An 18,788-nucleotide genomic window follows, 5' to 3' on the forward strand; every position below is an offset into this window, starting at 1 on the left:
ACGATCAAGACGCTGATCGTCGGGGGCGACATGCTATCGGTGCCGCATATCAACCGGGTGCTGCGGGACAATCCGGGCCTCGGCATCGTGAACGGTTACGGCCCGACGGAAAATACGACGTTCTCGACGACCTATGCGATTCCCGGCGAACTCACGGAATCGGTGCCCATCGGTCGGCCGATCTGCAACTCGACGGCTTATGTCGTGGACAGCTCGATGAAGCTGCTGCCGATTGGGGCATGGGGTGAGCTGATCGTCGGCGGAGATGGCGTCGCGCGCGGGTATTTGAACCGTCCGGAACTGACGATGGAGAAATTTGTTCAAGACCCGGTAAAGCCGGGAGAGATCTGTTACCGGACAGGTGATTTGGTTCGTTGGCGTGCTGACGGAAACCTTGAGATCAAGGGACGTATTGATGAGCAGGTGAAGATTCGTGGCTATCGAATCGAGCTGGGCGAGGTGGAGGCGCACCTTTTACAGGTCGAGTCCGTACAGGAAGCCGTTGTCATTGCACGCGAGGACCAGACTGGACAAAAGCAGCTGGCAGCCTATTTCGCTGCGGATAAAATGCTGCCCGCCAGCGAGCTTAAAGCTGCGCTTGCGCAGGAGCTTCCGACTTACATGCTTCCGGCCTATTTTGTTCAAGTAGATCGGCTGCCGCTGACCCCCAACGGGAAAGTTGATCGCAAAGCACTGCCGGCGCCGCAGGAAATCGAAACAGCCGGTTCGCGGCATGAGGCGCCGAGAACGCCGATAGAAGCGAGTCTGGCGAACATTTGGCAGGAAGTGCTGGGGCTGAAAAGTGTTGGGATTAAAGACAACTTCTTTGATATCGGAGGACACTCTTTGCGGGCTACGCTTCTCGTGTCCCGTATTCACAAAGAGCTGAACGGCCATATCGCGCTCCGGGAGGTGTTTCAATTCCCGACCATCGAACAGATGGCCGAAATAATCGAAAGCCGGGATCAGGCGGCTTATGCTTCCATTCCGGTCGTCGGGGAACGAAGCTACTACCCGGTATCTTCGGCACAGAAGCGTTTATACGTGCTCAGCCAGATCGAAGGCGGAGAAATCAGCTACAATATGCCGGGCGTTATGACAGTGGAAGGGGAACTGGACCGCACGCGGCTGGAAGCTGCGTTCCGCCAGCTGATACGTCGGCACGAGACGCTGAGAACGAGCTTCGATGTCGTGGACGGCGAGCCGGTGCAGAAGGTGCACGAGGAAGTGTCTTTTGCGGTGGAATATGCAGAGGTCCGGGAAGAAGAAGCGAGAGAACACGTTCGTGAGTTTATTCGTCCGTTCGATCTCCGGCAGGCTCCACTTCTGCGAGTCGGACTGCTCCGGTTGCAGAAAGATCGCCATTTGCTGTTGTTCGACATGCATCATATCGTCTCCGACGGTGCGTCGATGAACATTTTGGTTGAGGAGTTCATCCAGCTGTACGAAGGCGCCGAACTGCCAGAACTGCGGATTCAGTACAAAGATTATGCAGTATGGCAGCAACTGGAGGTGCAAAGCGAACGGATCGGCAAGCAGGAAGCCTATTGGCTGGATACATTCCGCGGGGAGCTTCCGGTGCTCGATCTTCCGACAGACGGGGTTAGACCGGCGCTGCAAAGCTTCGAAGGGGATCAGATTGAATTCGTGATCGATGCCTCCAGAAGCGAGGCTTTAAAACGGCTTGCGGCAAGCACCGGATCGACCTTGTATATGGTGTTGCTGTCCGCATATACGACGCTCCTGCACAAATATACCGGCCAGGAGGATGTGATTGTCGGTACCCCGATTGCAGGCAGACCCCATGGGGAGCTGGAAGGTCTGATCGGGATGTTTGTCGGCACACTTGCCCTCCGCAATTATCCGTCTGGTGAGAAAACGTTCCTTGACTATTTGCAGGAAGTCAAAGAAACCTCACTGCAGGCATACGAGCATCAGGACTATCCGCTTGAGGAATTGGTTGCGAAGCTCAATGTGAAGCGGGATTTGAGCCGCAACCCGTTGTTCGATACGATGTTTGCCCTGCACAATTTGGAGCAAGGGCAGCGGGAAATTGCTGGTCTGCAGTTCAAGCCTTACCCGCATGAGCATAGGTCCGCCAAATTTGATCTGATGTTCAATGTGACCGAGCAGGGAAGCGAGCTTGCGTACAGTCTCGAATATGCCAGTGTACTGTTTAAGCGGGAAACGGCCGAACGGATTGCGAATCATTTTGTGCAGGTGATCGATGCGGTGGCGAATGCGCCTGAGACGAAGCTGTCGGAGATTGCGATCATCACGGCAACGGAGCAAGCGCAGATTCTGGAGCAATTCAATGCGACCGCGGCTGACTATCCGAAGGATAAGACGATCCATCAGATGTTCGAGGAGCAAGTGGAGCGGACGCCGGAGCAGACGGCGGTTGTGCTCGGAGAAAGCCGGCTTACGTACCGCGAGCTGAACGAGCGGGCAAACCGTTTGGCTCGCACGCTGCGGAAGCAGGGCGTACAGGCCGACCAACGCGTCGGCTTGATGGCCGAACGTTCGCTGGACATGATGGTCGGCATTTTCGCCATATTAAAGGCTGGAGGAGCTTACGTGCCAATCGATCCGGACTATCCGGAAGAGCGTATCCGCTACATGCTGGAGGATTCAGGTGCGAAGCTGCTCCTGCTGCAAGGCCATTTGCAGGATCGCATCAGCTTCGCGGGCCGGACTTTGAAGCTGGACGAAGCTCAAGCGTACGTGGAGGACGGTTCGAATCTGGCGCCGATCGCCGGGCCTCGGGACATGGCGTATGTCATTTATACGTCAGGATCAACCGGCAAGCCGAAAGGCGTCATGGTCGAACACGGGTCGGTGATCAACCGCTTAACATGGATGCAGAGGGTATATCCATTTGATGCGGGAGAAACAATTCTGCAAAAAACGGCGATCACGTTCGACGTTTCCGTATGGGAATTGTTCGGATGGTCATCCGTAGGAGCGAGCTTGTGCCTGCTTCCAGTCGGCGGGGAGAAAGATCCGGAAGTGATTCTGGAGACGATCGACGTGCAAAGAATCAGCAGGATTCATTTTGTACCGGCGATGTTAAACGTCTTCCTGGAATACATCGAGCGTCAAGGAGAACCAGCGCAAAGCAAGCTGGCCTCATTGAAGCAAGTGTCTACGAGTGGGGAAGCATTGACGCCGATCGCAGCGGCGCGGTTCCAGCAATACGTCGCGCCGGTCAGCCAGGCGAAGCTGGTGAATTTGTATGGACCGACGGAGGCGACGGTCGAAGTTTCGTACTTTAACTTGCAAGCGGACGAAACATACCGAACAGTTCCGATCGGTAAGCCGATCTCGAATATACGGCTGTATATCGTCAGCGAAGGGGGAAAGCTGCAACCGATTGGCGTGCCGGGCGAACTGTGCATCGCGGGAGACGGAGTCGCGCGTGGATATCTAAATCGGCCCGAGCTGACAGCGGAGAAATTCGTGGATGACCCGTTTGTGCCGGAAGAGCGGATGTACCGGACGGGAGACCTGGTCCGCTGGCAGGCAGACGGTAACATCGAATATTTGGGACGGATCGACCATCAGGTAAAAATACGCGGCTACCGGATCGAACTCGGTGAAGTGGAAACGCAGCTGTTGAAGGTTAAGGCTGTGCAGGAAGCGGTTGTCGTAGCGCGGGAAGACGAAAGCGGTCAGAAGCAGATGTGCGCGTACTTTACGGCGAATGCAGAGCTGACGGCAAGCGAACTTCGTGGAGCCCTAGCGCAGGAGCTTCCGGGCTATATGATCCCGTCACACTTCGTGCAGCTTGAGCATATGCCACTAAGCCCGAACGGAAAGATTGATCGCAAAGCGCTGCCTGCGCCTGAAAGCAACTTATCGGCCGGAACCGCTTATGTGGCTCCACGGACAGCGGTAGAGCAAGCACTGGCTGCTGTTTGGCAGGGCGCGCTTGGTGTCAGCAGGGTCGGCATTTACGACAACTTCTTCGATCTTGGGGGCGATTCGATCAAGTCGATTCAGGTGTCTTCAAGACTGTTGCAAGCCGGCTACAAAATGGACATGAAACATTTGTTCAAGTATCCGACCATTGCCGAGCTCAGCCCGTATGTGCAAACCGCCGAACGCATTGCCGATCAAGGGGAAGTGACGGGCGAGACGCCGCTGCTCCCGATCCAGCACTGGTTCTTTGAACAGGCGCCGGTTGACCTGCATCACTTTAATCACGCGGTCATGCTATATCGGGCAGAAGGCTTTGAACTGGGGGCGCTGCGTCAGACGATGACCAAGATTGCCGAGCACCACGATGCGCTGCGGCTCGTGTTCCGTCAGTCGGATCGTGGATACGAAGCGTGGAATCGCGGCATCAGCGAGGGTGAGCTGTACACGCTCGACATCGCGGACTTCCGAGGCGAGGCCGACTGTGCAGCCGCCATCGAAGCAAAAGCAAGCGACATTCAGCGCAGCATAAACCTGAACGAAGGGCCGCTGCTGAAGCTGGGACTGTTCCACTGTGCGGACGGCGACCATTTGCTGATCGTCATTCACCATCTGGCGGTGGACGGGGTATCCTGGCGGATATTGTTCGAGGATATCGCCACAGGCTATGAGCAGGCGGCAAGTGGTCAGGAAATCCGGCTGCCGCATAAAACAGACTCGTTCCGCACATGGGCGCAACAATTGCCACAGTATGCGGCAAGTCCGGCGATGGAAAGTGAGCGGGAGTACTGGCGGCAGATCGTGCAGACGGCAGCAGCGACTGAACCGCTGCCGAAAGACGAAACGCACGATAACCCGACCCGAATCGAGGGCGAAACGGTCACCGTGCAATGGAGCGAGGAGGAGACCTCGCTGCTGCTGAAACAGGCCAACCACGCCTACAATACAGAAGTAAACGACTTGCTGCTGACCGCTTTGGGTATGGCGGTTCATGCCTGGACAGGAACCGAGCAAGTACTGGTAAGCCTGGAAGGGCATGGACGGGAACCGATCATTCCGGATACCGACATCACCCGAACCGTAGGCTGGTTTACAAGCCAATATCCGGTTGTGCTGGAGGTCGGGGCCGAACAAGACGTTTCGCGTAGCATCAAGCGTGTGAAGGAAGGGCTTCGCCGCATTCCGAATAAAGGCATCGGGTATGGCATTTTGACCTATCTGTCCGGCAACGGCGAGAACGAGGATCATGCTCTGCGTCTCCAGCCGGAAATCAGCTTCAACTATCTGGGGCAGTTCGATCAGGACTTGGATAGCAATAAGCTGCAAATTTCGCCTTATCCGGTCGGAGCTTCCATGAGCGAGAAGATGGCGCAGCGCTATACGCTGGATATCAACGGCATGATTTCGCTGGGTGTCTTGTCGCTGACCATTGATTACAATGGGCGGCAATACCGCAAAGAAACAGTGGAGAAACTTTCTGATCTCCTCCGTACGAGTCTCCGGGAAGTGATCCTGCACTGCGCGGATAAAGACCAAACGGAGCTGACGCCGAGCGATCTGCTGCTTTCGGATCTCAGCATGGAGGAACTGGAGCAGCTTGTGCAGCAAACCGCGCATATCGGCGAGGTCGAAAATGTGTACAAGCTCACATCGATGCAAAAAGGCATGCTGTTCCACAGTCAACTGGAGCCGGGTTCGACAGCTTATTTCGAGCAAGCGGTGTTCAGCCTTCAGGGAAGCTTGGACGTTGATGTCTTTGTCCAAAGCCTGGATGCCCTCGTGCAACGGCACGACGTGCTGCGTACCAGCTTTTACAGCGGGCTGGCTGAGCCCGTACAGGTCGTCTATCGGCACAAGTCTTGCGGATTTTACTACGAAGATCTACGCGAACTGGAGGAAGCCGCGCGCGAGACGTATGCTCAGGCGTTCAGTGTTAACGATATGACGGCAGGATTCGATTTAGCACAGGATGCGCTGTTGCGTGTTTCGGTTTTGCGAACCGGGGAACAAACGTACCGATTCTATTGGAGTTTCCATCACATCATCATGGATGGCTGGTGCGTGCCGATCATGATGCAGGAGGTATTCGAGCATTATGCTGCAATCCAGGAGCAGCGGGAACCGGAGCTTTCCGTCGTCCTGCCGTACAGTCAATATATCGAATGGCTGGATCGGCAAAACCCGGAAGAAGCGGCCACATACTGGAGCAAGTACCTGGAGGGCTACGAACAGCAAACGCAGCTGCCGCAGGAGATTCAGGAGAACCCGCAAAGCAGAACAGAGGGCTATGTGCCGGAAGAATTCGTTTGCGACTTGGGCGAGGAACTAACTCACCGGATGCAATTAATTTCCAAACAATATCAAGTAACAATCAATACGTTGATGCAAACCGCTTGGGGCCTTGTTCTGCAAAGGTACAACAGCAGTAGGGACGTTGTTTTCGGCAGCGTCGTATCCGGAAGACCTGCGGAAATAACTGGAATCGAAACGATGATCGGTCTGTTTATCAATACGATCCCGGTTCGCGTTCGTGCTGACGAAGGCGCCGCTTTTGCAGATGTGCTGAAGGCAACCCAGGAGCAGGCTCTGGCATCGAACGCTTACGATACGTATCCGCTCTATGAAATTCAGGCGCGAACCGAACAGAAGCAAAGCTTGATTTCCCATATTATGGTGTTTGAAAACTATCCTATGGAACAGCAAATCGAGCAATCGGCCAGCACTGATGAGGATGATTTTGAAATTACGAACGTCAGTATGTTCGATCAAACGAGTTACGATTTCAATCTGATCGTCATCCCGGGCGAAGCTGTTCGGATTAGCTTCCGATACAATAGCCTTGTATACAAGCAAGCGAGTGTTGAGCGAATGCAAGGACATTTCGTGCATGTGCTGGAGCAAATTACAGCAAATCCAAACTTGCTTGTGAGTGAGCTTGAAGTGGCTACCCGGGAAGAAATGATGCAGATTCTGAAGCAATTCAACGCGACCGCGGCTGATTATCCGAAGGATAAAACGATCCATCAGATGTTCGAGGAGCAAGCGGAGCGGACACCAGAACAGACGGCGGTTGTGTTTGGGGAAAGCCGGCTTACGTACCGCGAGCTGAACGAGCGGGCAAACCGGCTGGCGCGCACCTTGCGGGCCGAAGGCGTGCAGGCCGATCAACTCGTCGGGTTGATGGCCGAGCGTTCGCTGGACATGATGGTGGGCATTTTCGCCATCTTAAAAGCTGGAGGAGCCTACGTGCCGATCGCTCCAGACTACCCGGAAGAGCGCATCCGCTACATGCTGGAGGATTCGGGGGCGAAGCTGCTCCTGTTGCCAAGCCATTTGCAGGATCGCATCAGCTTCGCGGGCCGAACTTTGAAGCTGGACGAAACGCAAGCGTACGTGAAGGACGGATCGAATCTGGCACCGATCGCCGGGCCTCGGGACATCGCGTATGTCATTTATACGTCGGGATCAACGGGCAAGCCGAAGGGCGTTATGATCGAACACAGGTCAGTGATCAACCGCCTGACCTGGATGCAGGAGGCGTACCCGTTGGATGCGGGAGATATGATACTGCAAAAAACGGCGATCACGTTCGACGTTTCCGTATGGGAGCTGTTCTGGTGGTCGTTCGTCGGAGCGAGCATGTGCCTGCTTCCAGTCGGCGGGGAGAAAGACCCGGAAGTGATTGTGGAGACGATCGCCGCGCAAAAGGTCAGTACGATGCATTTCGTACCGGCGATGCTGAGCGCCTTCCTGGAGCATATCGAGCATCAAGGAGAGTCAGCGCAGAGCAAGCTGGCTTCGCTGAAGCAAGTGTTTGCCAGCGGGGAAGCATTAACGCCGAATGCGGCGGCGCGGTTCCAGCAATACGTCGCGCCGGTCAGCCAGGCGAAGCTGGTGAATTTGTACGGACCGACGGAAGCGACGGTGGACGTTTCGTATTTTAACTTGCGAGCGGACGAAACGTACCGTACAGTGCCGATCGGCAAGCCGATCTCGAATATACAGCTGTATGTCGTCAGCGAGGGCGGAAAGCTGCAGCCGATTGGTGTGCCGGGCGAGCTGTGCATCGCGGGAGACGGGGTCGGGCGAGGGTATCTCAACCGACCTGAGCTGACGGCGGAGAAATTCGTGGACAGTCCTTTTTCGCCGGGAGAGCGGATGTACCGAACAGGAGACCTGGTTCGCTGGCAGGCGGACGGGAATATCGAATATTTGGGACGGATCGACCATCAGGTGAAAATACGCGGCTACCGGATCGAACTCGGTGAAGTGGAAACGCAGCTGTTGAAAGTGGAGGCTGTGCAGGAGACGGTCGTCGTAGCGCGGGAAGACGAAAGCGGTCAGAAGCAAATGTGTGCATACTTTACGGCGAATGCAGAGCTGACGGGAAGCGAGCTCCGTGGAGCGCTGGCGCAGGAGCTTCCGGGGTATATGATCCCGTCATACTTCGTGCAGCTTGCGCATATGCCGCTTAGTCCGAACGGAAAGATTGATCGTAAAGCGCTGCCTGTTCCCGAACGCAATTTATTGGCAGGCGGGAAGTACGAGGCGCCAACAACGCCTATGGAAACGCGTCTGGCGCAGATTTGGAAGGACGTCCTTGGCGTGGGGCGTGTAGGGATCAAGGACAACTTCTTTGAAATCGGAGGACACTCTTTGCGTGCCACGCTTCTGATTGCCCGCATCCAGAAAGAGATGAACGGTCTTCTTTCCTTGCGGGAAGTGTTCCAGTATCCTACCATCGCAGAGATGGCCGAGCTCATGGCAAGCCGGGATCAAGCGGCTTATGCTTCTATCCCGGCCACCGAAGAACGAAGCTATTACCCGGCATCTTCGGCACAGAAACGATTGTATGTGCTGAGCCAGCTCGAAGGCGGAGAAATCAGCTACAATATGCCGGGCGTTATGATGGTAGAAGGGAAACTGGACCGCACGCGGCTGGAAGCAGCGTTCCGCAGGCTAATAAGTCGGCACGAGACGTTGAGAACGAGCTTCGATGTCGTGAACGGCGAACCGGTGCAGCGAGTGCATGAGGAAGTGCCTTTTGCAGTGGAATATGCCGAGGCTCGGGAAGAAGAAGCAAAAGTCCGCATTCGAGACTTTATTCGCCCGTTCGATTTGCAGCAGGCGCCGCTTCTGCGGGCCGGATTGATCAAGCTGCAGCAAGATCGCCATCTGTTGCTGTTTGATATGCATCATATCATCTCCGATGGTACTTCGATGGGCGTGTTGACCGAGGAGTTTATTCAGATGTACGAGGGAAGCGAGCTGCCGGAGCTGCGGATTCAATACAAAGATTATGCGGTATGGCAGCAAAGGGAGATGCAAAGCGAGCGGATTGACAAGCAGGAAGCCTACTGGCTGGACGTATTCCGCGGCGAGCTTCCGATTCTTGATTTGCCGATCGACGAAACTCGTCCGGCGGAGCGAAGCTTTGCAGGAAAACAGGTTGATTTTGTGATCGACGCCTTCAGAAGCGAGGCTTTAAAACGGCTTGCTGCGCAAAGCGGATCGACCTTGTATATGGTGCTGCTGTCTGCATATACAGCGTTTCTTTATAAATACACAGGTCAAGAGGATATTATCGTCGGCACCCCGATTGCGGGAAGACCGCACAGTGATCTGGAAGGCCTAATCGGGATGTTTGTCGGCACGCTTGCGCTCCGAAATTATCCGTCTGGCGAGAAAACAATTCTTGACTATTTGCAGGAAGTCAAAGAAACGGCACTTCAAGCATACGAGCATCAGGACTATCCATTCGAGGAATTGGTTGCGAAGCTCAATATGAATCGGGATATGAGCCGAAATCCGCTGTTCGATACGATGTTTGTGCTGCAAAATACGGAGCAGAGCGAACGCGAGATTGCCGGATTGCAATTCAAGCCGTATGTATATGAGAACCCAACCGCCAAATTCGATCTGACGCTTCTTATAGCGGAGCAAGGAGAGGAACTCGTCTGCAGTCTTGAGTACGCCAGCGCGCTGTTCAAGCGGGAAACGGTCGAACAGATAGCGAACCATTTCATGCAGGTGATCGACGCGGTGGTGAACGCTCCTGAGATGAAGCTTTCGGAGATTGCGATCATCACGGCAGCGGAGCAAGCGCAGATTCTGGAGCAATTCAACACTACTGCGGCTGACTACCCGATGGATAAACCGATTCATCAGATGTTCGAGGAGCAAGTGGAGCGGACGCCGGAGCAGACGGCGATGGTGTTCGGGGAAAGCCGGCTAACGTATCGCGAGCTAAACGATCGGGTGAACCAGCTGGCGCATGTGTTGCGCGCCGAAGGCGTTCGGTCGGAGCAATTCGTCGGCCTGATGGTCGAACGTTCGCTGGAAATGGTGATCGGGATTTTCGGAATTTTGAAGGCCGGTGGCGCTTATGTGCCGATTGACCCGGAATATCCGGAAGAGCGGATTCATTATATTTTAAAGGACTCGGGTGCAAAGTTGCTGCTGACGCAAAGTCATTTACGGCGGGAAAAACCTGACCTGGCGGGCTTCGAAGGAAAGATGGTGGATTTGGACAGCAGCCAGGCATACGCGGAAGACCGTTCCAATCCGGGCATCACGGTCAAGCCGAAGGATCTGATGTATCTCATTTATACTTCTGGTACTACAGGACTGCCTAAGGGAACCATGATTACGCAGCAAGGCTTGGTCAACTATATTTGGTGGGCGAAAAAAGTGTATGTAGGCGAGGAAAAGCTTGATTTTCCGCTGTACTCGTCGATCTCTTTCGATTTGACGCTTACGTCAATATTTACGCCGCTTATCACAGGCAATACAATCTTCATTTACGAAGGAGCGGACAAGGGGACATTAATCCAGGAGATCATTGAGGACAATCAGGTGGACATTCTTAAGCTGACGCCGACGCATTTGAGCCTGATCAAAGACATGAAGATACCCGACCATTCCAGAATTCGAAAAATGATTGTAGGTGGAGAAAATCTCAGCACTCATTTGGCGAAAAGCATCTCTGATTTGTTTGGCGGAAACATCGAAATTTTCAATGAATACGGGCCGACCGAAACGGTAGTCGGATGCATGATTTACCTCTACGATCCTGTGAGGGATACGAAGGATTCCGTACCGATTGGGGTTCCGGCCGACAACGTGTACATTTATTTACTCGATTCGCAGCGCAATTTGGTGCCGCCGGGCGTACCCGGAGAGATGTACATTGCCGGAGACGGAGTCGCCCTGGGCTATCTGAATCGCCCTGAGCTGACGGCGGAGAAATTCGTGGACAACCCGTTTGCTCCAGGTGGGCGGATGTATCGGACAGGGGATTTGGCCCGCTGGCAGGCGGACGGAAACATCGAATATTTGGGACGAATCGACGAGCAAGTGAAAATACGCGGCTACCGAATCGAGCTAGGCGAGGTGGAAGCGCAGCTGATGAAAGTGGACGCTGTACAAGAAGCCGTTGTAACGGCTCGTGCGGATGAGGACGGGCAGAAGTACCTATGCGCGTATTTAGTCACGGACCGTTCGTTGACGGCAAGCGAGCTCCGTGGAGCGCTGGCGCAGGAGCTGCCAAGCTATATGATTCCGTCGTACTTCGTGCAGCTTGAGCGGTTGCCGTATACGCCTAACGGGAAAATTGACCGAAAAGCGCTGCCTGTGCCCGAAAGAAGCATGCCGACCGGAACTGCCTATGAGGCTCCGCGGACAGCGGTAGAGCAAGCGCTGACCGCCGTTTGGCAGGGCGTGCTCGGTGTCGGGAAAATCGGTATTCGCGACAACTTCTTTGACCTTGGGGGCGATTCGATCAAGTCGATCCAGGTGTCTTCGAGAATGCTGCAAGCCGGCTACAAGCTGGATATGAAACATTTGTTCAAGTGTCCGACCATCGCCGAGCTCAGCCCGCATGCGCAAATCGTCGGCCGCATCGCCGATCAAGGGGAAGTAACAGGCGAAACGCCGCTGCTCCCGATTCAGCGCTGGTTCTTCGAGCAGACGCCTGTTGATCCGCATCACTATAACCATGCGATCATGCTGTATCGGGCAGAAGGCTTTGAGCTGACGGCGCTGCGCCGAACGATGGACAAAATTGCCGAGCACCACGATGCGCTGCGGCTCGTGTTCCGTCAGACAGACCGTGGATACGAAGCGTGGAACCGCGGCGCCGGCGAGGGCGAGCTGTACACACTCGACATCGCGGACTTCCGAGGCGAGGCCGACTGCGCGTCCGCTATCGAAGCGAAAGCAAGCGACATTCAGCGCAGCATAAATCTTAGCGAAGGGCCGCTGCTGAGGCTGGGACTGTTCCACTGCGCGGACGGCGACCATTTGCTGATCGTCATTCACCATCTGGCGGTGGACGGGGTATCCTGGCGGATATTGTTCGAGGATATCGCCACAGGCTATGAGCAGGCGGCAAGCGGTCAAGAAATCCGGCTGCCGCATAAAACAGACTCGTTCCGCACATGGGCGCAGCAGTTGCCACAGTATGCGGCAAGTCCAGCGATGGAAAGCGAGCGGGAGTACTGGCGGCAGATCGTACAGACGGCAGCAGCCACTGAACCGCTGCCGAAGGATTTTGTTCACCCTGTAGCCCTGGTTCGCGACAGCGAAACGGTAGTAGCTGGGTGGAGCGAGGAGGAGACCTTGCTGCTGCTGAAGCAGGCTAACCACGCTTACAACACGGAAGTAAACGATTTGCTGCTGACCGCTTTGGGCATGGCAGTTCATGCCTGGACGGGAACGGAGCAAGTGCTGGTAAATCTGGAAGGGCACGGACGGGAACCGATCATTCCGGATACTGACATTACCCGGACTGTAGGCTGGTTTACGAGCCAGTATCCGGTTGTGCTGGAGATGGGGGCCGAACAAGACGTTTCGCGTCGCATCAAGCGCGTCAAGGAAGGGCTTCGCCGCATTCCGAATAAAGGCATCGGGTACGGGATTTTGGCCCACTTGTCCGATGACGGCGGAAACGGTGATGATTCCTTGCAACTTAAGCCGGAAATCAGCTTCAACTATCTGGGGCAGTTCGACCAGGATTTGGACAGTAATAAGCTGCACATTTCGCCTTATTCAACCGGCGTCGCGATTAGCGAGAACAGCACGCGAAATTATGTACTGGACATCAACGGTATGATTTCGGAAGATACGTTGAAGCTGGCCATCAGCTATTGCGGAAATCACTACCGCAAGGAGACGATGGAGAAGCTGGCTGAGCTGATTCAGAACAGCCTTCGGGCAATCATCCTACACTGCGCGGGTAAAGAGCAGTCGGAACTGACGCCGAGCGATCTGCTGCTTTCGGATCTCAGCATGGAGGAACTGGAGCAGCTTGTGCAGCAAACCCGGCATGTCGGCGAGATCGAAAATGTGTATAAGCTTGCGCCGATGCAAAAGGGCATGCTGTTCCTGAGTCTGCTGGAGTCGAATTCGGATTCTTACTTCGAACAATCGACTTTTGGCATTCAAGGAAGTCTGGACATCCAAGTATTCTCCCAGAGTCTGGATGCCTTAATGCAGCGCCATGACGCACTGCGCACCAATTTTTATAATGGTTTGGCCGAACCTGTACAAATTGTATTCCGCAACAAGCAAGGTGAATTTTATTATGAGGATTTGCGCGGTATGGATCAGGCGCAGCGCGATGCGTATGCGGAAAGCTTTAACGCCCGAGATCGGGCGAAAGGATTTGATCTGACCCAGGATGCGCTGCTGCGCATCTCGATCCTCCGTACCGGCGAAGAAAACTACAACCTGATCTGGAGCTTCCATCATATTATTATCGATGGCTGGTGCGTGCCGCTTCTGATGCAAGAAATATTCGAGCACTATACGGCGATTCTGCAGCAAAGGCAACCAGAGCTTCCCCCAGTGCCGTCCTACAGCACCTATATCGAGTGGCTGGATCGTCAGGATGCCGGGAAAGCTGCCGATTATTGGAGCAAGTACTTGGAAGACTATGAGCAGCAAACGCTATTGCCGCAAGGGAAAGCCCAAGGCAAAGTCGAAGGGTATAGCCTGGAATATCTTGTCTGCGATCTTGGCGAGGATATGGCCAAGCAGATTGAGTTATTGGCCAAGCAGCATCAAGTAACGGTTAGCATGCTGATGCAGGCCGTATGGGGAATTCTATTACAACGGTACAATAACAGCCGGGATGTCGTTTTCGGAAACGTAGTATCGGGAAGACCTGCAGAAATACCGGGTATTGAGAATATGGTCGGCCTGTTCATCAATACAATTCCCGTTCGGGTTCAAACCGGGGAAGAGGAGACCTTCGCGCAATTGCTGAAAAAGCTGCAAGAGCAGTATTTGGCCTCCCATTCTTACGATACGTATCCGCTTTATGAAATCCAGGCGCTAACCGGACAAAAGCAAAGCTTGATCAACCACGTCATGGTATTTGAAAACTATCCGGTGGAAGAGCGGCTCGGCCAGTTGAGACAAGACGATTCGGATGAGATGGAGATTACCGTTATCGAAGCGTTCGAACAAACGAACTATGATTTTGTTCTGACCATTGAGCCGGGTGCACAGCTCGAGCTTCATATGAGATACAACGCGCTCGTGTTTGAAGCGGAAACCATTCGTCGGCTCCAGGGACATTTGGTTCGTCTGCTTGAACAAGTGCTCGATAACCCGCACATCCCGGTCAGCGATCTGGACATGATCACGGGGCAAGAGAAGGCGCAGATTATCGAAGTGTGGGGAGATACAGCAGCTCCTTATCCACGTGAGAAGACCCTTCACAGCATATTTGAGGAAAAGGCTGCGCTCACACCGGATCATACAGCACTTATTTACGGTGAAACGGAGCTTACCTACGGAGAGCTTCATCAGCAGGCGAACCGCCTTGCACGTACGCTGCGTGCTCAAGGGGTCAGACCGGACCAGCCGGTCGGCATCATGGTTGAGCGCTCGCTTGAGATGATCATTGGCATCCATGCCATTCTCAAAGCGGGTGGGGCTTATGTACCGATTGATCCGGAGTTCCCGGAAGATCGTATTCGCCACATGCTGGAGGATTCGGGTGCAAAGCTGCTGCTGACGAAGAACCATCTCAAAGATCGCTTTCCGTTTGCTGGCACGATCGTGACATTGGATGATCCGCAGGCGTATCATGTGGATGCCTCCAATCTGGAGCCAATCGCGGGGCCGGAGCATCTGGCGTATATCATTTACACGTCAGGATCAACGGGCAAGCCAAAAGGTGTAATGATTGAGCATCGCTCCGCCGTCCATACGTTGAGCCAGTTGGAAGCGGAATACCCGATGTTGGCCGGTGACCGATTCCTGCTCAAAACGACATTCACCTTTGACTTCTCCGTACCGGAGCTGTTCTGCTGGTTCTTTGGGCAAGGCACCCTCGTGATCTTGCCGCAGGGTGCGGACAAAGATCCGGTGACACTGCTGGAGGCCGTGGATGCAAATCGGATCACGCATCTCAACCTGGTGCCGTCGATGCTTAGTGTTCTCGTTCAATACTTGAAAGAGAGCGGCACCCAAGGGTTCCTTACATTGAAATATCTGTTTGCCTGCGGCGAGACGCTGCCTGTCAAGCTTGTGGAAGAGTACTACAAAGTATCTCCATACGCAGTGCTGGAGAACATCTACGGCCCTACAGAAGCAGCCGTATATGCAACCCGGTATACAACGAGTCTTGAGACTGTTTCTCTAATGCATGTACCTATCGGTAAACCATACGCTAACGTCCAAGTATGGATAATGGATAGTGCTTCCCAGTTATCGCCTGTAGGTGTGCCGGGAGAGCTCTGCATTGCAGGCGAAGGGGTAGCGCGAGGATACTTTAACCAGCCGGACCTGACAGCAGAGAAGTTCATTCCTCATCCGTATAAACCGGGAGAACGAATTTACCGGACGGGCGACTTGGCGCGCTGGCTGCCAGACGGGAATATTGAGTATTTGGGACGGATCGATCACCAAGTAAAAATCAGGGGTTACCGCATTGAGCTGGGAGAAGTAGAAGCGCAAGTCCTAAAAGTACCATCTGTGCAGGAAGCGGTTGTTCTTGCTCTGGCTGATGCAACGGGAAGTACTCAGCTTTGCGCGTACTTCGTGGCTGAAGAGTCGCTTACAGCGGGTGTGTTGCGCGAGGCATTAGCCGGTGAGCTGCCGGGCTACATGATTCCGTCTGCTTTTGTACAGCTGCCACAAATGCCGCTGAATCCGAACGGCAAGCTGGATCGCAAAGCGCTGCCGGCACCGGAAGCACTTCTGCGGAGCACTGCGGAGTATATCCCGCCGCGTACACCGACAGAAGTGGAATTGGCGCAGATTTGGTCCGAGGTACTCGGCGTGGAGGAAATCGGAGTCAAAGATCATTTCTTCGAGCTTGGCGGCCATTCCCTGAAAGTATTGGGATTGATCCAGAAGATCTCGACTAGTATGGGTGTACAGCTCCCGCTTCAACTCGTGTTCAATCTTCCGACTGTAGAGGAACTGGCACTCGAAATTTCCAAGCTGCGGGCAAAAGCTGCGCATGAGGAAGAAGAGATGGAAATCCTCCGCTTCCCAGGAAAAGGAACGATTAAACTGTTTTGCTTCCCGCCTCGGGTTGGCTATTCACTGGGGTACTATGAGATGGCCAGGGAGCTGGAAGAACATTGCGAAGTATACGGGTTCGAATTCATCGGTGATCGTGTTCAGGGTCAAGAGATGCTGGATCGATATGTGGATGCCGTCATAGGTATTCAAGCAGAGGGACCGTATGTCTTCTTGGGCTATTCCCTCGGAGGAAATCTGGCTTTTGAGGTGGCCAAAGCCATGGAAAGTCGAGGCCACCACGTCAGCGACCTTATTATGGTTGATGCTATGAGAGAGACATCTAAGGATGAATCGACGCCGGAGCAGCTTGAAGAGATCGTTGAGATGGTAATGGACAGCATCGGGGATCAGTACAAATCGTTCCTGGCCGATCCATCGGACAGGGAACGAGTCAAAGACAAAATGCTGGTCTACTCCATCTACCGAAATGAGCTCATTAACGCAGGTGAGGTTCAGGCCAATATCCATGCCTTGATTGCAGAAGACGATACCATAGGTCCGGTGACATCATCCGATAAACTGCAATGGCAACAAGCGACGCTTGGCCAATACGAAGAATATGGAGTTATCGGTACGCATGATGTACTGCTTGAATCCGGGTATGTCAGCGAGAATGCTAAAGTGCTGAGACAGATACTCGGCAAGATCACAGCAGCAGCATCTAAAAACAAGCCCATTTTGTCTTAACATCAACCGACAAGAAGAATAAGTGTTGGGCAATAGAAACGCCCGGGTTCCTTTAAGATAGGAGGAATCCGGGCGTTTTTTTTATTTTTATAACCATTAATATATAGGGCCTCTAATCATCAGTAATGGTTTTAGAAAAGCTTAAATTGTGATTGCGTATATTGGATATTAATTCACGGATAACTTGGATAACAAGCTCTGGTTGATTGTGGACAATCATATGGTCGCTCCTTTTGGCAACAATAAATTTACTGTTTGTAGAGATATTGAGCATCTCACGCTGCCCAATCTGCCAGCTTTGCTCGATTCGATCATTTCCGCTTTTACTAATACCGAATGGAGTCAGATCTTGTTGGATACCTCTGGCAATCACACGTACGGGGAGGCCTCCAAGGTGTTGTCCACGTATGGCATCTTCGGTAGTGCCCGCCAGCTTCCCCTCATCAGCAACAGAGCGAAAGTATTTGGGGGAAGCGACAATACTAACAAAAGCTTGCCTATCTTGATGCTTGACACGACCAGCTAGCATAAAATCAGGAAACAGACGAAAAACCCCTGATCTTTCTAGGAGAATAGATATTTCCGTAGAAGGGGCGACCTTGGGTCGTTCCTTGGCATAAATCTTGTTGGTCCGGCGAGCGTCGTTTTCAGGTCTGGCATCCACCAGGACTAGTCCTGCCACCTCGTCTCTATACGTTTGTGCGTACAGCCTAGAATACATTCCTCCAAGGGAATGGCCTACGAGGATATAAGGAGCACGGATGCCTGCATTCTTTAAGGCAACATGAAGCTCTTGAACGATGTTTTCTCCGGTTCGTTGGGTAGCAGCCTCTTCACTCCAGGCATAGCCTGCTCGATCATAGGAGACAACGGTAGCGAATGATGATAGCCTTTCGGGAACATCCCTCCAGGACAGGCTGCTTTCCCCACTCCCTGACTCAAGCAGTATTGTTGGAGATCCGCTACCAAGCTTGTGAATATGAAGACGATAGCCCCCGGCATCAATCATCTTCCCTGGAGGAGGATACTGTAATTGATCCTGTTTGGATGAAATCCATTCATATACGAATCCAGAGATAACGATAAGCAGTAAGCAGGAGATGAAGAAACACACAATTTTCGTCCATGTTCGCCTTTGCTGCTTCATAAGAAATCTACTCCTTCTAAATCTATTGTTATAAAAAAATATCAACTAATGTTATATGAAACAAAATGGTTTCATGTGACCATCAAAATAAGGTTCAGCATCAATCGTCTGTCCTCTATCATATTTACCCATCCTTTCTTTTGTGAAATCATCAATATGTAAGAAAAAATTGTACATGGGGATAAGTAAGCCGTTAATAGTTAAAACAATAAAATAATTTATAAAAAAGGTTGCATTATGATATCTAGTATGATATATTCTAATTCCGGCCAAGAAATACGATGTTGCGAGTGAGTCTAAAAAAAGGATTTTAAAAAAAAGCTTGCAAGGTTGGTTCGGATGTGATATGATATAAGAGTTGATGACGCGATGAGCTGATTCAACAAAAAAAGTTTGATCTTTGAAAACTGAACAACGAGTGAGTATGGATTTTGTTCGCAAAATCCATTATGAGATTTATAATCTCGTCAGATTCAACATGAGCTAATCGCTCTTT

The 18,788-nt window shown here is 53.0% G+C and carries 2 protein-coding genes; one reads left to right on the forward strand and one right to left on the reverse strand.

Translation table 11 applies throughout. From position 1 onward, the window contains the following. On the forward strand, positions 1-17,145 hold a 17,145-nt coding region (locus tag JO375_RS16270), incomplete at its 5' end, for a non-ribosomal peptide synthase/polyketide synthase (protein ID WP_229525449.1). Between the two features lie 112 nt (positions 17,146-17,257). On the opposite strand, the gene JO375_RS16275 is transcribed toward JO375_RS16270, so the two are convergent. After that, positions 17,258-18,292 (reverse strand): alpha/beta fold hydrolase, encoded by a 1,035-nt coding sequence (locus tag JO375_RS16275; protein ID WP_229525450.1) that lies wholly within the window; start codon positions 18,290-18,292, stop codon positions 17,258-17,260. Between the last annotated feature and the right edge of the window lie 496 nt (positions 18,293-18,788).

The sequence above is a fragment of the Paenibacillus farraposensis genome (assembly GCF_020736845.1).
GTDB lineage: Bacteria > Bacillota > Bacilli > Paenibacillales > Paenibacillaceae > Paenibacillus > Paenibacillus farraposensis.